The sequence below is a fragment of the Peptoniphilus hominis (ex Hitch et al. 2025) genome, from assembly GCF_040096015.1.
GTDB lineage: Bacteria > Bacillota > Clostridia > Tissierellales > Peptoniphilaceae > Peptoniphilus_A > Peptoniphilus_A hominis.
Window position 1 is genome coordinate 26,697 of sequence record NZ_JBBMFO010000012.1, and the last position, 22,720, is coordinate 49,416.

25 protein-coding genes are annotated in these 22,720 nt (G+C 34.3%); 3 read left to right on the forward strand and 22 right to left on the reverse strand.

The window, feature by feature from the left end; translation table 11 throughout:
* Window positions 1–32: 32 nt before the first annotated feature.
* On the reverse strand, window positions 33–299 hold the full coding sequence (locus WMO19_RS05020; RefSeq protein WP_019124852.1) for a Veg family protein: 267 nt from the start codon (window positions 297–299) through the stop codon (window positions 33–35).
* A 312-nt stretch (window positions 300–611) separates the two neighbouring features.
* Here WMO19_RS05020 and mnmA point away from each other — a divergent pair, with 312 nt between their 5' ends.
* Entirely contained in the window at window positions 612–1,673 is a 1,062-nt protein-coding gene (gene mnmA / locus WMO19_RS05025; protein ID WP_316719675.1) for a tRNA 2-thiouridine(34) synthase MnmA, read from the forward strand.
* 15 nt (window positions 1,674–1,688) lie between these two features.
* Window positions 1,689–2,327, forward strand: a complete 639-nt coding sequence (locus WMO19_RS05030) for a 50S ribosomal protein L25 (RefSeq protein ID WP_349170505.1) — start codon at window positions 1,689–1,691, stop codon at window positions 2,325–2,327.
* Between the two features lie 115 nt (window positions 2,328–2,442).
* On the opposite strand, the gene WMO19_RS05035 is transcribed toward WMO19_RS05030, so the two are convergent.
* The 21 genes from WMO19_RS05035 to WMO19_RS05135 all read right to left on the reverse strand — a co-directional run bounded on the left by WMO19_RS05035 (window position 2,443) and on the right by WMO19_RS05135 (window position 21,862).
* A complete protein-coding gene (locus WMO19_RS05035) occupies window positions 2,443–3,147 on the reverse strand; it encodes an HAD family hydrolase (protein ID WP_349170507.1) in 705 nt (234 codons plus the stop codon).
* Window positions 3,120–4,433: a CehA/McbA family metallohydrolase gene (locus WMO19_RS05040; protein WP_349170509.1), complete on the reverse strand. Its 1,314-nt coding sequence runs from the start codon at window positions 4,431–4,433 to the stop codon at window positions 3,120–3,122. The genes WMO19_RS05035 and WMO19_RS05040 overlap by 28 nt, the downstream gene beginning before the upstream one ends.
* A gap of 57 nt (window positions 4,434–4,490) precedes the next feature.
* Window positions 4,491–5,795, reverse strand: a complete 1,305-nt coding sequence (locus tag WMO19_RS05045; protein WP_349170511.1) for an ABC transporter substrate-binding protein — start codon at window positions 5,793–5,795, stop codon at window positions 4,491–4,493.
* A 34-nt stretch (window positions 5,796–5,829) separates the two neighbouring features.
* Window positions 5,830–6,651 (reverse strand): carbohydrate ABC transporter permease, encoded by an 822-nt coding sequence (locus WMO19_RS05050; RefSeq protein WP_349170513.1) that lies wholly within the window; start codon window positions 6,649–6,651, stop codon window positions 5,830–5,832.
* Entirely contained in the window at window positions 6,648–7,541 is an 894-nt protein-coding gene (locus WMO19_RS05055) for a carbohydrate ABC transporter permease (RefSeq protein ID WP_349170515.1), read from the reverse strand. Before WMO19_RS05055 ends, WMO19_RS05050 begins: the two co-directional genes overlap by 4 nt.
* Window positions 7,531–8,607, reverse strand: a complete 1,077-nt coding sequence (locus WMO19_RS05060; RefSeq protein WP_332086746.1) for an ABC transporter ATP-binding protein — start codon at window positions 8,605–8,607, stop codon at window positions 7,531–7,533. Before WMO19_RS05060 ends, WMO19_RS05055 begins: the two co-directional genes overlap by 11 nt.
* 211 nt (window positions 8,608–8,818) lie before the next feature.
* Window positions 8,819–10,021 (reverse strand): adenosylmethionine--8-amino-7-oxononanoate transaminase, encoded by a 1,203-nt coding sequence (gene bioA / locus WMO19_RS05065; RefSeq protein ID WP_349170517.1) that lies wholly within the window; start codon window positions 10,019–10,021, stop codon window positions 8,819–8,821.
* A gap of 8 nt (window positions 10,022–10,029) precedes the next feature.
* Window positions 10,030–10,713 carry a dethiobiotin synthase gene (gene bioD, locus WMO19_RS05070; protein WP_349170519.1) on the reverse strand — a complete coding sequence of 228 codons (684 nt, stop codon included), beginning with the start codon at window positions 10,711–10,713 and terminating at the stop codon, window positions 10,030–10,032.
* A gap of 10 nt (window positions 10,714–10,723) precedes the next feature.
* Entirely contained in the window at window positions 10,724–11,278 is a 555-nt protein-coding gene (locus WMO19_RS05075) for a biotin transporter BioY (RefSeq protein WP_349170521.1), read from the reverse strand.
* A gap of 159 nt (window positions 11,279–11,437) precedes the next feature.
* Entirely contained in the window at window positions 11,438–12,202 is a 765-nt protein-coding gene (locus WMO19_RS05080) for a hypothetical protein (RefSeq protein ID WP_349170523.1), read from the reverse strand.
* Entirely contained in the window at window positions 12,202–12,888 is a 687-nt protein-coding gene (locus WMO19_RS05085; protein WP_349170525.1) for an ABC transporter ATP-binding protein, read from the reverse strand. The genes WMO19_RS05080 and WMO19_RS05085 overlap by 1 nt, the downstream gene beginning before the upstream one ends.
* Window positions 12,885–13,244, reverse strand: coding sequence for a GntR family transcriptional regulator (locus WMO19_RS05090; RefSeq protein WP_349170527.1), 360 nt, complete (start codon window positions 13,242–13,244; stop codon window positions 12,885–12,887). Before WMO19_RS05090 ends, WMO19_RS05085 begins: the two co-directional genes overlap by 4 nt.
* A 208-nt stretch (window positions 13,245–13,452) precedes the next feature.
* Window positions 13,453–14,097, reverse strand: coding sequence for a V-type ATP synthase subunit D (locus tag WMO19_RS05095; RefSeq protein WP_349170529.1), 645 nt, complete (start codon window positions 14,095–14,097; stop codon window positions 13,453–13,455).
* Window positions 14,087–15,478 (reverse strand): V-type ATP synthase subunit B, encoded by a 1,392-nt coding sequence (locus WMO19_RS05100; protein ID WP_349170530.1) that lies wholly within the window; start codon window positions 15,476–15,478, stop codon window positions 14,087–14,089. The genes WMO19_RS05095 and WMO19_RS05100 overlap by 11 nt, the downstream gene beginning before the upstream one ends.
* Window positions 15,475–17,247, reverse strand: coding sequence for a V-type ATP synthase subunit A (locus tag WMO19_RS05105; RefSeq protein WP_349170532.1), 1,773 nt, complete (start codon window positions 17,245–17,247; stop codon window positions 15,475–15,477). The genes WMO19_RS05100 and WMO19_RS05105 overlap by 4 nt, the downstream gene beginning before the upstream one ends.
* Entirely contained in the window at window positions 17,228–17,869 is a 642-nt protein-coding gene (locus tag WMO19_RS05110; RefSeq protein ID WP_019124867.1) for a V-type sodium ATP synthase subunit E, read from the reverse strand. The genes WMO19_RS05105 and WMO19_RS05110 overlap by 20 nt, the downstream gene beginning before the upstream one ends.
* Window positions 17,870–18,184 (reverse strand): V-type ATP synthase subunit F, encoded by a 315-nt coding sequence (locus WMO19_RS05115; protein ID WP_349170534.1) that lies wholly within the window; start codon window positions 18,182–18,184, stop codon window positions 17,870–17,872.
* A complete protein-coding gene (locus WMO19_RS05120) occupies window positions 18,184–18,606 on the reverse strand; it encodes an ATP synthase subunit C (RefSeq protein ID WP_019124869.1) in 423 nt (140 codons plus the stop codon). The genes WMO19_RS05115 and WMO19_RS05120 overlap by 1 nt, the downstream gene beginning before the upstream one ends.
* A gap of 14 nt (window positions 18,607–18,620) precedes the next feature.
* Window positions 18,621–20,558, reverse strand: coding sequence for a V-type ATP synthase subunit I (locus WMO19_RS05125; RefSeq protein ID WP_349170536.1), 1,938 nt, complete (start codon window positions 20,556–20,558; stop codon window positions 18,621–18,623).
* Window positions 20,539–21,546, reverse strand: a complete 1,008-nt coding sequence (locus WMO19_RS05130; protein WP_349170538.1) for a V-type ATPase subunit — start codon at window positions 21,544–21,546, stop codon at window positions 20,539–20,541. Before WMO19_RS05130 ends, WMO19_RS05125 begins: the two co-directional genes overlap by 20 nt.
* Complete coding sequence (locus WMO19_RS05135) at window positions 21,539–21,862, reverse strand: hypothetical protein (RefSeq protein WP_332086534.1); 324 nt, start codon at window positions 21,860–21,862, stop codon at window positions 21,539–21,541. Before WMO19_RS05135 ends, WMO19_RS05130 begins: the two co-directional genes overlap by 8 nt.
* Window positions 21,863–22,268: 406 nt before the next feature.
* On the opposite strand from WMO19_RS05135, the gene WMO19_RS05140 reads away from it, so the two are divergent.
* The coding region (locus tag WMO19_RS05140) for a transposase (RefSeq protein ID WP_349170540.1) at window positions 22,269–22,720 on the forward strand (452 nt) is incomplete at its 3' end.

Genomic DNA, 22,720 nt, shown 5'->3' on the forward strand with positions numbered 1-22,720 from the left:
CAAAAAAATAAGCTGCCTAAGCAGCTGTTATTTTATGAAATCATCTTTGCATCTTTATAACTTACATCTTCATCTAAAACTGTAACTTTTACAGTAGAAGTAAGTACATCAGAGTAAGTGTATGATGCAGTTACAAGTTCTTCTCCGTTAAAAACTTCAAGTACAAAAAGACTTGGATAAATTGCCTTTAAAACTCCCTTGCGAGTGACAATTTTTTTTCTGCCTTTATTGGCCTTTACAATAACTTTTTTCCCTATATGATTCTCAAGCTCTTTCTTGATTAATTGCATTTGATTCATTCCATATCAATTCCTTCCAAAGACTTTTAATACTCGTTAATTATACTATAAAAATGGATTCCTGTCAAATAAATCTATAATTTTACTCCATAAATTTTTCTTTGTCAATAAATTTTATGCTTAATTTTTAAAATATTTTTAATTATTTTTAATTTTTCTCACAATTATTTTTATAATAATTTTTTTTGGTCTGATTTTTTATTTTTTTCCCTTAAAAAGCTCTAAGAACTTGCATTTTGTGAAATAAGGGTGGATTTTTCAAGACAACTATTGTATAATTATGTATTGTTATTAAGTGGATTGGAGGTATTGATGCAAAAAAAGAAAAAAGTCATTCTCGGAATGAGTGGCGGCGTAGATTCATCTGTGTCTGCAATTCTCTTAAAGGAGGCCGGCTACGATGTCACAGCTGTTTTTATGAGAAACTGGGCTGAAGATGACGGAGCTTGCACTGCAAGAGAAGATTACATCGATGTGGTCTCTGTCTGTTCACAACTTGACATAAAATATTTTACTGTCAATTTCGAAAAGGAATATAGGGATAGAGTTTTTTCTTACTTCTTAAGTGAATACAAAAAAGGCAGAACTCCCAATCCAGATGTGATGTGCAATACTGAAATTAAATTCAAGGCCTTCCTTGACTATGCAATGGATTTTGATGCTGATTATATTGCAATGGGTCATTATGCCAGGACAAAAAATGTCAATGGAAAAACCTATCTTTTAAAAGGCGCCGATCTTAATAAAGACCAGTCTTATTTTTTGTCCAGAGTTAAATCAGAGGCACTTGCAAAAACTCTCTTCCCAGTTGGCGATTTGACCAAGGATGAAGTGAGAGCCATCGCCAAAAAATACAAGCTCTCTACTGCTTCAAAAAAGGATTCTACAGGAATCTGTTTTATTGGCGAAAGAGATTTTAATGAATTTTTAGACCAATTTCTCTTTACTAAGCCTGGAAAAATTGTGGACGAAAAGGGCAAGGTAATTGGAGAGCATTCAGGTCTTATGCACTACACCATAGGTCAAAGGCGAGGAATAGGCATTGGCGGAGTTGGCAGTGGCGAGCCCTTCTTCGTATATGATAAGGATTTGAAAAACAATCTTTTGCTTGTGGCTCAAGGAATTAATAATCCCATCCTTTATAGGGATGAGTTTGAAGTTGAAGATATTTTTTGGATTACAGAAAATCCTTCTCTTCCCCTAGATTTATCTGTTAAAATAAGATATAGGGCAAAGGATGAAGATGCAAGGCTAGAAAATAATAAGGGTAAATATGTTGTTAAACTGAAAAAACCACTTAAGGGTGTAACGCCTGGTCAAGTTTGTGTTTTTTATCAAGGCGATGTATGTCTTGGTTCAGGTATTATAAAATAAATTTTGGAGGTATATATGAAATTACTTTTAAACAAAAGAGAAGCTAAGGGTAAAAACAAGGTTGATAAACTTAGAGCTAAGGGTGAAGTTCCTGGAGTTCTTTACTCAAAGGGACAAGAATCAAAATTACTTTATGGTCTAGAAAAAGATTTATTAAAGGCTTTTTCTGACGAAGGATATTCAAACATTTTTGAAATCGAAGTTGATGGAGAAACTATTTCCGTACTTTTCAAAGAAGTTCAAATGCACCACATCAAAAATGCAATGGTTCACTTTGACTTATATGAAGTTGATATGAACTCTGAACTTACTGTTGAAGTGCCAGTAGTTCTTGAAGGTAGAGATGAAGTTAAGGTTCAACCATCTTCATTAATCCAAGTATTAAACGAAGTAAGTGTAACTTGTCTTCCAAAATATCTTCCATCTGAAGCTGTTGTAAATGTTGTTGAAATGCAAATTGGCGATGTAGTAACTGTTGCTGACCTAGATATCTTCAGCTACGAAAACATCAAGATTGACATGGATGCTGAAGAAACTGTTGCAACTCTTGTTGAACCAACAGAAGAAAAAGAACCAGAAGAAGGAGCAGAAGAAGTTTCTGCAGAAGTTCCTACTGTTTCTGAAACTGAAGAAAAAGAAGAAACTGAAGAATAATTTATATTTAAAAAATTTACATTTTAAAAGGGCTCCAAGAGCCCTTATTTTTTTGAAAATTTTTATTTTTTCATGCTTATATTTTGTTTCTTAAAATTTTCTTATCCAATAAATTTTAAAGAAATTTTAAAACCCCTCTTGGGTCTTCTACTATATTTTCTGTATATTTTTCAAGCATCTCTCTCGATCCTGTGCCACATAAGACGCCAAGCTTTAGGGTGTCCTTGCCAAAAATCATGTCAACCTTGGAGTCGCCAACAATAATAATTTCTTGGTCCCTTAGAGAATATTTTTTCTTAAAAATTTCTAGGCTCTCTGTGCTTGGTTTCTTTTCATATAAATCTGCAGCTGCATAAAAATCTATGAAGCTGTCTAAGTTCAAGTATTCCATAGAGTATTTTGCCTGCCTATAATTATCTGAAGTGAAAAGTCCTATAATTATGCCCCTATTTTTAAGGTCAGTAAATAAACTTTTGAGGTCGCAAGTTTCTTTTATTTCGCTATTATTTTCCTTTAAAAATTCTAGGAGGAAGTCGTCTATATCTTTATAGATTTCCTCTTGACTCTCATCCATAAATTCAGAAAAAATAAGTGCCAAGTCCTCCACAGTCTCTGATGACAATATGGAATTTTCCTTCACTTCATTATTTTCCTTTACGCCAATTTTTTTAAATAGCTTTTTCTTGGCATCATGGTTTAAATTTTTTTTACTTAAATATTTTACAATTGAGTCCACCCAAATATCTGAAAATTTCAGTAGGGTTCCGTCTTTGTCAAATAAAATTGCCTTAATCATAGTAAGTCTTGAAGTTCCTTCCAAGTTTTTATTTTTTTCTGGCTCTTGTCCAAATTGTAGAAGTGCGGATTGGTAAAGCCGTAGAGCTCTCCATCTTCACACCTCACATTTGCCCTGAGATAGTGATAATTTCCGTCAAAATTTAATTTTACCTGCAAACTATTTTCGCAAGTCTTATAAACTTCGCCATCTACTATTAATTCTATATGAAGTTTTTTGCCGTGAAAAGTATTTTCTTCTAAGTTCATGGAAAATTCACTGTCCCCAATTTTTTTAAGGTCAAGTAAATTTTCGCGAGAGACAGAAATTTTCCCTGCCAGCATAGCTTTTTTTATTTCATCCTTGGAAAGATTTTTTGCAAAAACAAAGGTCTTTGGATCTCCAAGTAAAGATGGATAGTCTGCCTTTTCGTATTTTTCATAGGGGTAGAGGTGAGAGTCGCTGCCGCCAAGTCCATAGACCACATAACCATTTTGAAGGAGGATGTCCCATGCCCTTAGAGCCTTTTCCATGGCATCAAGGGAAGTCATGTAAGTTGGGTCATTTATTATTTCCATAAATTTTAAGTCCTCTAAATCATAATCGCCAACTAAAAATTCATAGGTCTCCATAAAAGGATGGTTGATGGAATAAACTTCTCCCCTTAATTCTCTTAAAACTTCTAAAAGCCAGTCTTCTGTATTAAGTCCCTTGACTGAATGTTTTTCAAAAACTGATCCATTGGTAAAAAATAAATTTACATGGCCAAACTTTGATGTGATTTCTGTGCCCTCAATAATCAATAAGTCTGTGTCAGGGAATTTCGTCTGATTAAAATTGTGGTCCGTTGGAGAAAAAAAGTCTAGTCCCCTCTTCTTTGCAACTTCAATATTTTCTTCTGGCGATAATTTTCCATCAGAGTAAAAGGTGTGAGTGTGAAAGTCTCCAGCGTACCAGCTTTCTTCCCTGCACTTGACCTCATCTTTTTCTATGTCCACTTCTCCCTTTGAGTCTATAGGACTTTTTGCCTCTTCAATTTTTAATAGGACATCTCCACTTTTGTAGAGAAAATAAGCTATCCTATAGTCGCCATCTTCTAAATTTTTAAAGCCATTAGATGACTTTTCCATATCCACTGCCATAAATCTTTCTGCATCTCTATTTGCAGTGATGCTGCCCACAATTTTATCTTCCCTATAGACAAAGAGACTTATAAAAAAACTTTCTCCACTTATGGAAAATCTTAGGGAGTCTTCACCTAAATCCTTTAAATTTATTTTTAAATTAATTTCATTAAAGCCATCTTTTAAATTTTCTATAATATTTTTCATATTTCTCCTTAAAAAAAGCTCTGGGCATAACCCAAAGCTTGCTTTTAAAAATTTTTCTTACTTGTTTATTTCGTCAAGGGCTGCTTGGGCAGTCTTAGCTGCCTCGTCAAGGGCAGTCTTTGCATCTATATTTTGAAGTTCAACCTTATCTGCTGCAATGGAAAGTGCATCTGTAATTTTTCCATCAGTTGGGTCGATAAAGGCAGGAGATGCGTGCATTGCTTGTTCATAAGGAACTCCTGCATAAGGATTTTCTTCTATAAATTTTTTATATTCAGCAACATCTGCTGCAGATTTTCTTACTGGAATGTAACCAATTTTTTCTGACCACTTAGCAGAAACTTCTGGGCTTGTGAAGTAGGCTATCCATTCATAGGCAGCCTTTTGTTGTTCTTCACTTGCTGCTGCAGGAACAAGTAGAGAGTGAGCATTTGCCACTGGCTTTCCTGGGTTGCCATTTAGTCCTGGTTGTGGAAGAGAAGAAATTTTTGTAAAGTCAAGGTCTCCCTTGTCTCCTGATGAACCAGTGTAGGACATTGCGTCGCCATTCATTACATTGTCTATAGTTCTGTACCAATATTCCCAGCCTTGTCCACCAGATTCGATTTTTGTAGTTTTGTTGTCAAAAATTTGTTGTCTGACAAAGTTCCAGGAATCAACCCATTCCTTGCTGTTGATTAAAACTTTTTTGCCATCATCAGATAAAATTTTGCCGCCATTAGATAGGGCAATATCCATTAAGTTTTCGTGGTTATACATTACAAGGTGTCCCCACTTTGCTATGCCCTTGTCTTGAATTTCCTTTGAATATTTAAAAGTATTTTCCCAAGTGCTGTAAACTTCCTTTGGATCAAGACCTGCCTTTTCAAGTAAGTCCTTTCTGTAATAAATTACTTGAGTTGTGCCATAAGCTGGGAAGCCATAAACCTTGTCGTCTATAATGGCTGGCTTCATAAATACATCAAGGTAATCATCAATTGGAGTTCTGTCATCCATGTACTTTGTCAAATCTGCAAGCATGCCATCCTTAACTCTAAGTTCAATGTTTGAGCCAATGTAAACTGCTGGTGGTTCTTTGGCTGCAATAGCTGCTTGAACTTTTTGGAAAGTTTCATTGTAGTCAGCTTGTTGAACGCCAACAACCTTTACCTTGTCTTGTGATTCGTTAAATTCCTTAATAATTTCTTCCATAGTTTCGCCAGCAACTGAACCAAGTCCATACCAAAATTGAATTTCAGTTTTTCCCTTGGAGTCTGCTGTCTTTTCTTCTGTCTTCATTGCATCTTTTGCAGAACTAGAACAGCCTGTCAAAAGCATAAGTCCGCATAGCATAAGTAATGCTGTTTTGAATAGTTTTTTCATTTTTTCTCCTTTAAATTTTTTATGTTAATTAATATTAACCCTTAATACCGCTATCAGAAATTCCCTTTATAAACCACTTTTGTAAAACAATAAATAGAATTAAAAGGGGAAGAACTGATATAGTGTTGCCCGCCATTAAAAGGGGCAAGTTTTCTCCAAAATTTCCCTGTGAGGTAAAAAATTTATTTAAACCCACGCTTATTAAATACTTTGATTTTGAATTTGTAATAAGTGAAGGCCACATATAGTTGTTGTACATGGTCACAAATTGGATCAGTGCATTTGTAAGTATTGTAGATTTTGAAATTGGAAGGACAACCTTTAAAAGTATGTCCAAGTCACTTGCACCGTCCATTTCCGCTGCCTCTATTAACTCCTTTGGCACTGTCTTAAAGGTATTGTAGAGCATATAAATTGTAAAAACTGCCACTGCATTGGAAACAATAATCCCTGTTAGGGTGTCGATTAAGTTTAATTTTGCAATTATTACATAGCTTGGCACATAGGTTGTGGCAGCTGGCAGCATGTAAGTTAAAAGGATTCCCTTAAACATAAGTCCCTTCAGTTTAAAGGAAAATCTGTACATACCATAGGCGAGCAAGACTCCAGTTACAATTTGAAGAAGAACTATTACAATTGATGTGACAATTGAATTTATGATGTATAAATCAAAGGGGGCTAAATTTAAGGCTCCCATAAAATTTCTAAAATCTAAAAAATCTGGCATAAAGCTAAGAGGCTTACGCATAATAGATTCTGTAGTCTTAAAAGAATTTGACATCATCCACATTAGTGGAAAAAATGTGATTATGGATAAAATTATGAGGACAAGGTGCCTTCCTATTTTTTTCATCATGACTGAACCTTCTTTCTCATAAAAATCATAAGAAGTGATAATATTGCCGTTATTATTACTATAATAAGTGACACTGCACTTGCCTTGCCCATGTTAAACTCTTCAAAGGCCATTTGGTAAAACAAGTAGAGTAGTGTCCTTGTTGAGCCTGCAGGCCCCCCTCTTGTGAGAACTGAAAACTGGTCATAGGCTTGAATGGATGTTATTAAATTCATAATTAGTAGGAAGTAAGTTGTCCCCTTTGTCATGGGAAAGTAAATATATTTTATTTTTTCAAAAATATTTATGCCTTCAAGCTCTCCCACTTCAAATAAACTTTTTGGGATCTTGCTCATGGCATCGGTGTAAAATAACATTGCCCAGCCAGAATTTTTCCAAATAGTTACCATTATTACCGCTAGCATGGCTGTGTTTTCCTTGGACAACCAATCAGGTCCATTTATGCCAAAGATGGCAAGACACCTATTTATGAGGCCGACATCGCCTCTAAGCATCCAAGACCAGACAATTGACATGGCAACCATGGGAGTGACCCAGGGCGAAAACAAAAAGCCCTGATAAATTAACTTTCCCCTAAAGTTTCCCTGCAAGAAGAGGGCAAATACAAAGCCAAAAAATAGGACAGGCACTACTGTGCCAAGACCAAAGACAAGAGTGTTCTTTAAAGCCTGGCAAAAAAATTCATCTTGCAAGATGTACTTGTAATTTTCCACTCCAACTAAATCGAAGTTGGGGCTTACATAATTCCAGTTGGTAAAGGAAATGAGAAGTGATGCAAGCATTGGCAGAAACCAAAAAATTATAAGTGGAGCCAAGGGAAGGAAAAAATAAATAAAAAATTCTTTAGGTCCAAGCCTTCTCTCATAGGATTTTCTTGCCCTAGTCTTCATAGCTTTCACCTATAAAAATCCTATCTCCAGAATCCCTGTCAAAGAAATAAGTTTTTTCTCTTGGGATTTTTACAAAGAGTTCACCCTTGTCCCTTGGATTTTTTTCAAGATCACACTTTAAAATTATTTTATTTCCAAATAATTTGCCAGAGATATTGTAGTCAGACCCCAAAAGTTCTATTAAATTGACGCTAAAGGGCAAACCTTCACTATTTGAAAGCTCCAGAGCTTCAGGTCTTATGCCAAGAGTAAGAGGTCTATCTTCCAAACTTATTCCACTTAAAATTTTATTGCCTTTATCATCATAGAAGGCGCCGGATTTCACTTCTCCATTGATAAAATTCATTGCAGGAGAACCTAAAAATCCTGCCACAAAGGCATTAATTGGATTGGTGTAAAGTTCCCTTGGACTGCCAATTTGTTGAATGATTCCATCATTTAAGCAGACAATCCTCGTTGCCATGGTCATTGCCTCAGTTTGGTCGTGAGTTACATAGATAACTGTGGAGCCCAACTTGTTTTTTAAATTTACAATTTCCTCTCTCATTTCAACTCTTAATTTTGCATCTAAGTTTGACAGAGGTTCATCCATTAAGAAAATGTCAGATTCCTTAACTATGGCTCTTCCCAAAGCAACTCTTTGCCTTTGACCGCCAGAGAGATCCTTGGGCTTTCTATTTAAATAATTTGTAAGACTTAAAATTTCAGCAGTGCTTCTAACCTTTTCGTCAATTATTTTCTTGTCCAGTTTTCTAATCTTCAATCCAAATCCTATGTTGTCGTAGACAGACAAATGAGGATAAAGTGCATAGGATTGAAAGACCATGGCAATGTTTCTGTCCTTTGGAGCAAGGTCGTTAGATAATTTGCCGTCGATGTAAAGTTCTCCACTAGTAATGTCTTCAAGACCTGCAATCATTCTAAGGCTTGTTGACTTGCCGCAGCCAGAAGGACCAACAAAGACGATAAATTCATTCTCCTTTATGTCAATGGAAAAATCCTTTACAGAATAATCCTCATTCTCCTCATACTTTTTACAAATATTTTTTAAGCTAATTTTGGACAATTGCCCTCCTCCTTTCACCTCAACTATTCTACTTATTAATTAAATAGAAAAAATATATAAAAGGTAAAGAATTTGTAAAGTGGAAAAATTTTATTCTTATTTTTTACGGAAAATAAAATTCATTAAAATTTTAAAAATAAAAAAACTCAATAGCTTTATAAAAATTTTTATAAAAAAAACCCCGATATAAATCAGGGATCATCAAAGTAATTTATTTATTTTCAAACCATTCTTTCATAGTTCTCATAACTTTTCTAAGTTCATCTTCCTTTATGACATAGGGAACCATGCTGTAAATATATTTTAGAAATGGTCTTGCAAAAACTCCTCTTTCGTAGGCAAATTCTTGGAAACCTTCTATGTCTTTTCCATCTTTTAATTCAATACATACACATCCACCCATGACACGCACTTCTTCTATCTTTGGATGAGAAAATTTTTCCATCTCTTCTTTTTCAATTTCTTCAATTCTCTTAATTTTGTCCATGAAATTTTCTTTTTCAAAAATTTCTATTGCCCGAAGAGAAACTGCACAGGCAAGCGGATTTCCCATAAAAGTTGGACCATGCATTAGGGCGTGAGTAGGCTCATCATCATAAAAGGCGTCAAAAACTTTTTTATTGGCAACAGTTGCTGCGTGACCAATATAGCCACCAGTTAATGCCTTGCCAAGGCAAATTATATCCGGCAAAACTAAATCTGCAACAAATCTATTACCCGTTCTTCCAAATCCAGTTGCAACTTCATCAAAAATCAAAAGCACCTTATATTCATCGCAAAGTTCTCTTGCCCTCTCAAGAAAAGAAATGTCATACATTCTCATGCCGCCTGCACCTTGAAGAAGTGGTTCAACTATAAAAGAATTTAATTTGTCGCCATATTCTTTAAAGGCTTTTTCTAGGGCAGGAATTTCTGTTGGAATGTGAACAACATACTTGCTCTTGCCATAAGCTTCAAGGACAAAGTGATAATCTTCGTCATCTCCAACTTCCATAGTCTTAAAAGTGTCGCCATGATAAGCATGATTAAGAGCAAGAACCATCTTTCTATCTTCTTCACCCTTATTCATGTAAAATTGAAGTGCCATCTTTAGGGCAACTTCTACTGCAACTGAACCTGAATCAGAGAAGAAGGGATAGTCTAAGTCTCCTGGCAAAAATTCCTTTAATTTATTTGAAAGTTTTTCCACTGGCTCGTGAGTCAAACCACCAAGCATTACATGAGAAAATTTATTCACTTGATTTATAATTGCTTCATTTAACTTTTCATTTTTATAGCCATAAATATTGCTCCACCAAGAAGATACAGAGTCAATCATCTTATTATCTTCTGTGTAGAGATATACTCCTTTGGCATCAATTACCTTGTAGGGTGGCTTCATGGTTTTCATTTGTTCATAAGGATACCAAATCATAATAACTCCTATTCATAAATTTCTTTTAAAACTTCTACATCAATATCAAGGTCTTTATCGCCCTTTTTGACACAAGCAAGGACTTTAAGACCACTCATGATTCCACACATCTTAATGTTATCTTCTTGCATAACATCGCCAGGAATGTAATTGTTAAAAATTATTCCCTTGACCTTGATGCCCTTTTCCTTCATATAAAAAGCAGTTAAGACTACACTGTTTATTGTTCCAAGACCTGCATCAGCTACAATTATTGATGAAAGACCACATTTTTTTATAAAGTCTTCTAAGAAAATTTTTTCTTCATCATATCTTAGAGGACACAAAATTCCACCAGATCCTTCTAAAGTTATGAAGTCACATTTTTCCTTTAATTCATCAAATTTTTCTATTACAAAATCTAAATCAATAGGACCGCCTTCTATTCTTGCTGCCAAGTGTGGAGAATAGGCATTTTCATAAACATAGTGGCACATTTCATCAAGTGGCTCATCTATATTTGCAAAATCTTTTACAAATTTTGCATCTCCTGGAATTAATTTTCCATTTTTATCTCTTACATTTCCACTCATGGCAGCCTTGTAGTAATAAGATTTAGCTCCGGCTTCAGCTAATTTTTTTACTAATAGACCTGCAACATAGGTCTTTCCAATTTCAGTTCCTGTTCCTGTTACAAAAATATTTTTACTCATTTTTTTCTCCTTAGTTATAGCTCTTATTTACAATTGGGATTAATCTCTTGCCGAGAAAAGCTCCCACAAAACACAAAAATATATCTCCTGGCACTGCAAGTAGGAAGCAGTAAATTATAATGGCCTTTACTCCAATTGGAGATGCCAAATAAAAATTGCTGATAAAGTAATAGTAAACCATGCCAAATATGTAGACTATAGCTAGTCCCACGAAGTTTGCTGTAAGAAGTCTTTTCATGTCTGGTCTTTTTTCTTTATTTGCAATTTTTCCTGTAGCGTAGGCACCCACTGCAAAGCCAAGTATGTATCCAAAAGTAGGCTTAAAGATATATCCAAATCCTCCACCCTCTGTGAAAACTGGAAGTCCTATTAGACCCAAAATTATGTAAACAAGAACACAAATTGTACCAAGCTCTGGACCTAAAAGTAAACCTGCAAGCATTGTAAATAAAAGTTGCAAGGTAAAGGGTAAAACCGGTATTGGAATTCTTATAAAAGTACCCACAATAATCAATGCCACAAATAGAGAACATAATACTAATTCTCTCGCTTTTAAATTTTTCAAATCTTCCTCCAAATTTTAAAAATTGTAAACAATTACTTTAAATAAAGTTAACACTCGCAATAATTTTTGTCAACTTTTTTATTTTCTTAGTTAACTTTTCTGTTAAAAAAAAGTTCACTAAGAATCTAGTGAACCCTAATTTTTTAATTTGATTAAATTTTAATTTACAGAAGTTCTATTTTTGTGCATGTAGTAGACTGCAAAGAATAAGGCTATTGTTTCTAAAAGCATTGGGATTAGTACTCCTATTCCCATCCCCCTCATAAATACATCTCCATTGTTTTGAAGGAGTTCAATATTTGTAAACAAGTCAAATTTATCTAAGATGAAGATAATAGCTCCTTCTATTAGACCTAGTACTATATATACAAGGACTGGTCCACCTAATCCAAATCTTCTAAGTTGCTTGCCACCACCAAGAGTCACTGCAAAGATTATGCTAATGATGTTGTTAAATAAAAATAGCAAGCACCAAGCAATAAGCACTAATATGTTTCTTATTCCAACTTCATTAATTTCCTCACTTATGTCTGCCCAAGTTGCATCTATTACTCCTCCATCAACAGAAGGTACAGCCATAAATAGGAAAACAATTAATCCTACATAAAGTGAATAGATTATAAACATTATAAGATAATATAAAAATCTAGAAAAAGTTTTTGCTGATGGACTTATTGGTGTTGATTCATAAAATAGGGCGCTATCACCAAAAAACATATTGTAATCGCCAACAATTACTGTTATTGCTGCTGCCATGTAGCCAAATATTAGCGCCATCATGCCTAGGACAATTGCACTATCACCAATTGAATTATTAACATTTGAAAATAATAATCCAAAAATAATTAGGACCACTGGCAAAACTGGAATAAACCAATTACTTCTAAAATGATTTTTTATTTGATGTCCAAGTAATTTTCCCATTAAAATACCTCCGTAAAGTAGTCTTCTATGCTCATGTTTTCTTCACTTCTTATCTCATCAACAGTTTTATTCATCATAATCTTTCCATCTGACAGGAATAAAACTCTGTCTAAAAGTGGCTCAATTTGATTTATAAGATGAGTTGAAACTATGATGAGATTGTCCTCTTCAAAATTATTTAAAATAGTTTCAATTATTGCCTTTCTAGCAGAAGGATCCACGCCAGAAATTGGCTCGTCAAGTAAAAATATTTCAGCTTTTCTTGAAAGGCTTAAAGCAATTTGCATTTTTTCTCTCATGCCCTTACTCATTTCCTTTACCTTTGCCTTTTGTGGTAAGTTAAATTCATTAAATATTTTATAAAATTTGTCCTCATCGAAGTCTTTAAAAAATAGTTTGTAAGTCTTAACAACTTCTTTAACAGAAAGTTTTTCACTCATAGAAAACTTATCAGGTTGATAAGATAAAATTTCTGCTGTTTTGTAAGTAATATTTTCTCCATCTATTAGGACATTTCCCTTGTAAGTCATTTCTAAACCTGCAAGGATTCTTAAAAGTGTTGACTTTCCTGCTCCGTTGGGTCCAACTAGTCCAACGATTTGTCCCTTTTCAAGTTCTAAATTTAAGTCATCAAGAACTTTATTTTTGTATCCCATAGATAAATTTTTTATTTCTAATTTGCTCATACTTCCCTCCAATATTCATCTAAAAGTTTAAGTGATTTTTCCTTTGTGAGCTTAAGTTCATCTGCTACACTGATTAAATCGTCGCAGGACCTATAAAAAGCTCCTTTAGCAATCTCATCGATTAAATCTGTATCATCAGTGATAAATCTTCCACTAGTCCTATTTGATTTGGCAAGGCCTTCTCTCTCCAGCTCTTGTAGTGCCCTTTGCACAGTGTTGGGATTTACCCCATAGATAGTGGCAAGATTCCTAACAGTGTCCATCTTCTCTCCACTTTTCCACTGGCCACTAGAAATTTTTAGCTTGAAATCTTCAAGAAGCTGTAGATAAATGGGTCTGTTATTATCAAATTCCATAGAAACCTCCTTCTTATGTAGCTATAATTTTATTTTAAAATAAATTCTGTATTGTTGTATCAACTCCTTAATACAACAATTATTATATACAACTTTCAAAAAAATGCAAGAGAAAATAAAAATTTTTGAAAAATTTTTACGACAAAAAAATTAAAGATGGCAAAGAAAAAATCCTAAAGCCTTAATAGCTCTAGGATCTTATTCTTCTTTATTTATTTTCTTTAACTTCTTTATTTTTTCTATTCTTTTTATTTTTTACTTTTTTAAGTCTAAAGAAGTCTTCTCTTTCTTTTTCTGCCAATATATCTTCAATTTCCCTAATAATGTGCTTGTACTTGGGAATTTGAATTTTATCTAAGGCATTTGCTCTTTTGGCAGTCTTTTTTATTTCGTTGGCAAGTCTAAAGACAGATGTCTCAATCTCTGCAAGTTCATAAATGACTGGAAGGATTTCAGAAATATTTATCTTTGCCCTGTCAAAGGCTGCATTAGACTTATGAAGTGAATAGTCTGCCTTCACTTCTGCCTTGTTGTATTTAATTTTAGGCAGTTCAAGCCCCATTACTGAACGAGAAATTATTTCGTATTCTTTTTCATTAGGAGCTGCCTCTCCCATTTCCTTTAAGGAAAGGGCGCCCATAGAAATTGTGGCTTCAACCAGTTCTCCATAGGATGCTGCAAATTTTTCTTCTATCTCAGCTTGAAGCTTCTTGGCATTTTTATTTAAGTCCATCATTTCCTTAATGAGGACTGTCCTCTTCTTGTCAAGGAGGTCATAACCCTTTTCTGCAAGTAGGAGGGCATTTTTTGATGCTATTAAATTTGCCTTAGTAGGTGTGACCTTAATTGCCATTCTTATCACCTAAATATTTTTCTTTTAACTTAGGATCAATTCTATCAATCATTTCAGGAGGAAGTATCTTTAATAATTCCCAACCTAAATTTAGGGTGTCTTCTATATCTCTATTTTCATTTTGGTCTTGAGTCAAAAATCTCTTTTCAAATTCTTCGCCAAACTTTAAAACTAATTTTTCATCATCAGAAATATCATCTTCGCCAATAATTTGTGCAAGGGCTCTAGTTTCTTGTACCTTTGAATAGGATGCAAAAAGTTGAGAGGATAGGTCTGGGTGATCTTCTCTTGTGTAGCCTTCTCCAATGCCGTCCTTCATAAGTCTTGAAAGAGATGGAAGTACATCTATTGGTGGATAAACTCCCTTGGAGAATAAATCACGACTTACTACAATTTGACCTTCTGTAATATAACCAGTTAAGTCAGGGATTGGGTGAGTGATGTCGTCATTAGGCATAGTTAAAATTGGAATAAGAGTTACAGAACCAGAGCTGTCCTTAATCATACCTGCCCTTTCATAAAGAGCTGCTAGGTCTGAATAAAGGTGTCCTGGATAGCCCTTTCTTGATGGTACTTCTTCTCTTGATGATGAAACTTCTCTTAGGGCTTCAGCATAGGAAGTGATGTCTGTCATTATTACAAGAACTTGCATATTTTTTTCAAAGGCTAAATACTCTGCAGCTGTTAGGGCACACTTTGGTGCAATAAGTCTTTCCATAATTGGGTCGTCGGCATAGTTTATATACATTACTACCTTGTCAATTACGCCAGAGTTTTTAAAGCTTTCTCTAAAGAAGTCAGCTTCGTCATGCTTTACACCTATGGCAGCAAAGACTATGGCAAAGTTATTTTCTCCGCCTTCGTCGGCAATTTTTGCCTGCCTTACAATTTGTGCAGCAACTTCATTGTGGGGAAGACCTGAACCTGAAAAGATTGGAAGTTTTTGTCCTCTAATTAATGTCATAAGTCCATCAATGGAAGATATACCTGTTTGAATAAAGTTTCTTGGGTATTCTCTTGCTGATGGGTTAATTGGTCTACCGTTGATGTTATAAACATCCTTGGAGTAGATGGCACCGCCCTTGTCTATAGGCTTAGCTGTTCCGTTAAATACTCTTCCCAAAATTTCTCCTGAAAGGGGAATTTCAAAGGGATGGGCAGAAAATTCTACCTTAGTATTTTTTGTGGAAACGCCTAAGTTATTGCCAAAGACTTGGACAATTGCCTTGTCGTCATCAATTTTTATAACCTGACCAATTTCTGATCTCTTGCCGTCCTTTGATATAATCTTTACAACTTCACCGTAACTAACTCTGTGAAGATTTGAAAGTTCTAGTAGCGATCCTTCAATTCTATCAAGTGTTAAATATTCTTTTTTCATTCTACATCACCATAAGTTGCGCTAAGCTCTCCATAAAAATCGTTGATTTCATTGTTTAAGCTTACAAATTTCTTTAAGTTTTCGTTTTCTATATCGTATTTCATGTTAATTACTTTTCCGTAAAGACCATCGTTCTTTATTACTGAAATTGGAATTTTAAGCTTTAAGGCTTCCTTTCCCTTTTCATAAAGATTGTCTATTGTCTTTAACATTTCAAATTGCTTTTCAAGAGGCACAAAGGTGTCAATTGGGTTAAAGGCATTTTGTTGCAAAAATCCAACTTTTACAACACGACAAATTTCAAGGACAAGTCTTTCTTCATCTGGAAGGACATCTTCCCCAACTAACATTACAATTTCATTTAACTTGGCTTCCTTGTGAAGTAAGTCTAAATATTTTATTCTGAGATCAGGAAGGTCTCCGTCAAGTCTCATGTCATAGTAATTTTTAAGAAGTGGAATATAGCCTGAGTAGGAGTTCATCCAGTTAATGGCAGGATAGTGTCTTGAGTAGGCAAGTTCCTTATCTAGTGCCAAGAATACATTTACGAATCTCTTTGTATTTTCAGTTACTGGTTCAGAGAAGTCGCCACCAGCTGGTGAAACTGCACCAATAAGAGTTACAGAACCTTCAGAGCCAGATAGAGTTTTTACATAGCCAGCTCTTTCATAGAAGCCTGCAATTCTTGATGGAAGATAAGCAGGATAGCCTTCTTCTGCTGGCATTTCTTCAAGACGACCAGAAATTTCACGAAGAGCCTCTGCCCAACGAGAAGTTGAGTCGCCCATTAGAGCAACATGGTAGCCCATATCCCTAAAGTATTCTGCCATAGTTACACCAGTGTAAATTGATGCTTCACGAGCGGCAACGGGCATATTAGATGTGTTGGCTATAAGAATAGTCCTATCCATAAGGGCCTTTCCTGTGTTAGGGTCAATTAGCTTTGGAAAGTCTTCCAAAACTTCTGTCATTTCGTTTCCTCTTTCACCGCAGCCAATGTAGATGATGATGTCGGCATCACAATACTTTGCTATTTGGTGTTGAGTCATAGTCTTACCAGTACCAAATCCACCAGGAATTGCTGTAGTACCGCCCTTGGCAATTGGGAAAAATACATCGAAGACTCTTTGTCCAGTTACAAGAAGTTTGTCAATGGGAAGTCTTTCCTTAACTGGTCTAGGAATTCTTACTGGCCAGTTTTGGTACATCTTCACTTCATTTATCTTGCCATATTCGTCCCTTACCTTTAATAAAACTGTTTCAATATTGTATTTTCCGTTGTCAAGAATTTCTACAACTTCGCCACTAACTTCTGGCGGAATCATGACTTTGTGAGTGATAATGTCAGTTTCAGGAACTTCTGCAAAAATTTGTCCACCATGAACCTTGTCGTGAAGGGCAACCTTAAAAGTTACATCCCAAAGTTTTTCTTCGTCTAGGGAAATAAGTCCAAGGCCTTCAGGCATAAAGGACCCGTGATTCTTTTTTATAACTTCAAGAGGTCTTTCGATACCATCAAAGATACCCCTAATCATGCCAGGTCCAAGCTTAACAGAAAGAGGAGCGCCAGTTGAGATTATGTCTTCATCGCGTCTTAAGCCTTCAGTTTCTTCATAAACTTGCACTGTGCCAAGGTCTCCGTCAATTGAAATAACTTCTCCAATTAATTTTTTTTCGCCAACAAGAACCATTTCTCTGATTTTATAGTCAGCCATATTTTTTCCAATTACAACGGGTCCGTCAACTGATTTAATTGTTGCCTTTTCCAATGACTTCACCTCTTTCTTTTAATTTTTCGTGTAACATAGAACCAATTTCATATCTCATGTCTTCAAGTTTATTTTTTAAAGACAAGTTGATATTGTAGGTCCTATCCATATCAGAGATTATAAAACCGCCAATATGATATTCAAAAAGTTCGTCAACTATTAAGTCAACACCCTTTTCCTTGGCAATTTCTTTAAATTTTTCAATGAGTTTTTCATTTTCATTGTTTTTAACATAAAGATAAATGCTTTTTTCATCTATTTCATCTAAAATATTCTTAAAATTTTCAGTTTCTAAATTTACATATTCATCTGTCTTGGTAAATTCCAAAAGTTTTTGTGAAAGAGTTTCTAAAAGTTCATTTAATAACTTTTCATCTTCTTCCAAGAAGAGAACTCTCTTTTGTTCTTCAACAGAGGCAATAAGTTCATAGCCCCTTCTCTTGGCAAGAGTAACCCTCCTATTGACGAAGGCTTCTTCATCCTTTTTAAGAGATTCAATTTTTTCAGCCAAAATCTTATCAGCCTTTTCCCTTTCCTCTCTTATCCTCTTTTCACATTCTTCCTTTTGCTTTAGAAAAACAATTTTGTTGAATATGGCAATTTTGTTTTCAAGTAAAATCATTTAATCACCTACAGCTTTCACACCGACAGATTCTCTGACATATTTCAAAATAAAATCATCTTCCATCGCGCCGTCAAGATCTGGAATAGTTACAACTAGAGGAAGATCTCCTGTAAGTTTAAATTCTAAAACTTCATCCTTAATTTCTTTAAAAGAAGAGTAAGTTAGTATTATTATTCCAATATCTTCAGTCTTTGTAAAAGTCCTAAAATTTTTTAATAGTTCAGCTCTGTCATTACATTTAACAGACCTTACACCTGCAAGGCGAAGGCCGTTAATTATATCGTCATTTGATGTTAAAAGAATTGATCTCATTATAGTCTTCCAAGAATCATAATTGAAATGATAAGACCATAAATAGCAATACCTTCTGCAAGTCCTAGGTAGATCATTGATTTACCAAGAATGTTAGGATCTTCTGATACAGCGCCAATAGCTGCAGAACCTACATTAGAAACGGCAACACCTGCACCAAGAGATGCAAGACCAGTTGAAAGACCAGCTGCTAAAAAGCCAAGACCATTACCAGATGCTGGAGCAGCTGCTGCAGCTGATGCCATTTGTGGTACAAGGGAAATTAATCCAAATACAAAAACTGGTGCAAAAACAAATAGGTTAAGTTTCAAAACAGCACGAGCAAATTTTCTGTTCTTGTCTGTGCCCTTGTATATGAAATAAAAACCTGTAACTACCATTGAAAATACTGTTAAAACTGCGAAAATAATAATTTTTTCCATCTTTAAACTCCTCATTAATAAATTTTATCGGCTTCAAAAAGTACGCCGTCACCACTATAATACTTGCTAAACATTTCGTAATATTCAAGTCTAAGAGATTGAATAAATACGATTAAACCTTCTAGTCCCAAAATTAAAATATTGCCAAAAATTAAAACTGCAATATTTCCTCCACTTGAACCAACCATTTCTCCCAGAGTCTTAAATGCCAAGAACAAACCAACGTGGTTTATTGCAAAGGCGCCAACTCTTATAAAGGAAATTATTGAAGACATAGTTGATAAAAGAGCTTCAAGTAGACCAAAGGAGGACTCAATATAATAATCTGAGGCAGATCCTTCTGTCTCCTTCTTAAATAAAACTTTAAGAATAGGTCTTTTTAGTAACATGATCAATAAACTTGCCACTAAGACTCCTAGGGAAATATTCATAGGAAGAGGAGCACTTGCTCCCATAACTGACATGCCAATATTAATCATTGCTACAAAAATTACAACTCCCAAAAAACCTTCCTTGGAGAAAAAGGCTTCATCTGGTCTGCCACTTTTTAGTCTATTGTAAATGCCAATGCCATAGGCTAGGGCAAGTAAAATAATGCCAAAGTAAATTGCAATTACAAGAGTATCATTTATATTTTCAAAGGGTCTGAACCAAATTGCGGGAATAATTTCTTCGCTTCCAAAAACTGAACCGTACATCAAGCCAAAAAACATGGAAGATGCGCCCATTCTAAGAAGAAGACCACCAAAATCCTTGTTCTTCTTTCCCAACATTAGTCCGGCAATTGCAAATACAGCCCCTTGACCCAAGTCGCCAAACATTGCTCCAAAAAGAATCATGTAGGTTATGCCAAAAATTACAGTTGGGTCAAATTCTCCATAATTAGGCGTTCCATACATATTTATTAGTAGCTCAAAGGGCTTAAAAAAATTTGCGTTTTTTAACTTTGTCGGTGTCTTCATGTTTTCGCTTTTGGGATCAAAATATTCAATATCAATATTCTTGTATCTAGCGAGCTTTTCTTCTAACTTCTTTTTGTCAGATTCACCAAGCCAACCAGAAAGATAAAAATATTTATTTGACCTAAGCATAAACTTCTTAGCTTTTTCAATTTCTTCATAGGAAAGCATGTGAGCAAGAGTAGTCTTTAGCTCTTCATGTCTGCTTTCCAAAAGATTCTTTTTGTATTCTTCTATTTCAAAAATTTTTCTCTTTACATTTTCCTCTTCTTCTTCAAGATTTTTGTAGATTAAACTAGCCGTTCCCTCTACATTTTCTCCAAGAAGTTCAACTTCAGTAAAGTTCAAACTATTTAGGACCCTGTCAACATCCTTTTCAGTTTCCTTAGGATAAATAACAAGGAAAAGTTCCCTGTTGTCAACTGTGCCAGTGTGATAAATCATGGCGAGAATATTGCCATAATTTTTCTTAAGTCTATATCTGGCATCCTTGTCTAAGAAACCAAATCTAGTGTTGAAGTACTTTAAGTCTGCTATGTCCCTCAAATCAATGTCAACATTCTTAAAGAGTTCATAGTTTTCCTTTAAGGTGTCAAGAATTTTTAAATTTTCCTTAGTTTGTTCATATTCATTGATCTTTTCACTGATGTTTTTTACAAAAGCATCAATATCTTCATGGACATTAACCCTTTCGAAATAGGAATCTTCAATCTTGTCGATTCCCAAGAAGTCCATAATTTCAGCTGCTTGCTTGGCAGAGGACTTATGTGCCTCATCTTCTTCAATAGGTGAAATATAATTTAGTTCAAGATTTCTCTCTAAATTTTCTTCATTGTCCAAACTAAATGTGAACTTGTTTTCTGCCATATTTGCTTCAGCAGACATAAACTGCATACATTTTAAATTCAAAATGTCAAGAATGACAGAATCCATATCATCTATCTTGCCAATGATATTAGTGACCTTCATTTTTTCAACGGCCAATTTCTTCACTTCCCTCTCTATCAATAATCATATATTTTAACTTTTCTTCTTTGCTTAAGCCAAATCTTGTGCCTTCCAAGATTCTCTCAATATTTGCTATTTCAAAATCCAAAAGAACTAAAAAACTCATAAATTTGCCAATGCCATCAGTCCTTCTAAAGTTCTTCTTGGCAATGCCATACATGGTCTTCTTGGCAGTTCTACCAGTTCTTATAACTCTGCCTGCCTCGAAAAGAACAGCGTATTTAGAATTTTTTATCTCCTCTTCAAATTCGCCCTCATCTAAGTAGGAAAGCTGAAGAAGTTTTTCAGAATTATAATTTCCACCAAAAATAGTAAAATTAAAAATTTCTTCTGGAGCAATATTGTAATACTTCTTGGCTCTGTAAATCCAAATAATATTTAGTAAATCAATATTTACACCAAAAATATTTTTAAACTCATCAACATCTTCCTTGGATAGGGACTTTATAGACTCAGTTAAATTTCTGTAATAAAACTTGTCCAAGTTCATCTCAATGGAAAAAAGAGCATCTTCATCCTTGGAGGACTTGTAATTTTTTAGGTAGTCATAGTAGTGAGTGTCCCTTAAATTATCTATAAAGGATTCAAAAGTCTCATCATTAAATTTAATATTCTTGCCCGAAATGACAAGCTTATCCACTTTTGGCTCCCTATTCATTCTAAGAGCTCTCAAAATTTTAGTGATTTTTTCAACATTTATTCTCTCTAAATAAGCCTTCAAAAAATCAGCATACTTCAGTGGTAAAAAACCACGAAGCTTTATAATTTGACTTCTTCTATAATTTTCCAAGAACTCTTCAATTTCATAAATATCTGAAAAAGAATCAATAGTTGGAAATTTCTTTTCCTTTAGATATGAGAGGCAGTCTCTGACATTGTCCCTGTCGGCAATTTGTTCAAAATCCTCATAAACCAAGAAATCAGAATACATTTTTGAAATCTTAGCGTTTAAAGCCTTTAGACCCTCAAACATTTGATTTCCTTCCAATCACCATGTCAAAGGCATCCTTTATGAATTTGTCAGAATTGTTATTGTAAAATTCTTCGATTTCCTTTAAATTTCTCTCGTTGTCTTTTCTCAAATTGTCAGCTTTCTTTTCAAAGTCTGCTAAAATTTCATCGCTCTTTTCTTTTCCAAGGGCCTTTGACTTTTCAATTGATTCATTTTCAATGTCAGTCAACTTTTCTCTCAGGTCTTTTTTTATGCCTTCAATTTCTTTTTCAGTATTATCGACAAGTTCTCTAGTCTTTTTATCTATTGCTAAAATACTATCTATACTTTCTTTCAAAAATATCACCACTCTTTTCTTTTCCTTGTGCATTTCCCATTATATTACTTTGAAATTCTAATTCAAGGGAATTTTTTCAGATTTAAAAATTTCACAAAAGCTTCACATTTCATATTCTGGAAAGGATTTCTGCTTTGTGGGAGAAGTTTTTATTAGTTTTTAATAATAATCAAATTTTTTATTTTAAATTATTTTTAAGCTTCTCATTTTTACGCCATTTCTCCTAATATAAAATTGAATTTTAAAAATTCAAAATTTTTATTTGCAAAACTCCAATTCTTGTTCTAGAGGCTGCTCGTTAATAATAAGTGAAAAGCTAGTAAATTTTTTTCTTATTCTCATAAGTATTAGATTTAAAAAAGTTCGTAACAAGGAGCGACTTGGGGTTAAGTTCTTTGTAAGTGATATGTCTAATACTTTCAAGTCTGTTAAGAATAGGTTCTTTAAGAATTCTATTCATATAGTTGATAGGTATCATTTCATTAGACAAGTTTCATGGGCTTTAGAGAATGTTAGAAAGAGGATTCAAAAAGATATTTCTTCTAAGCTTAGAAAATATTTTAAGAGAAGTAGGATCCTACTTACAAAACCTGCTTCTAAGCTAAGCTCTGACCAAGCTGAAGATGTTTCTCTAATGCTTAGTTTTAGTGAAGATATAAAATTAGCATATAGGTTAAATGAACTGTTTTACTGTGTGCCCTGTGGATACCAATATGTTCTTACTAAACCCAATAAAGTTATAGCCACTAAATCTTTAAGAGAATGGATAAAAAGAGCTGAGGAATCTAATTTAAAAGAATTTAAAGCTTGTACCACTGCTTTTAATAACTGGCTTGATGAAATATGTAACTCTTTTGA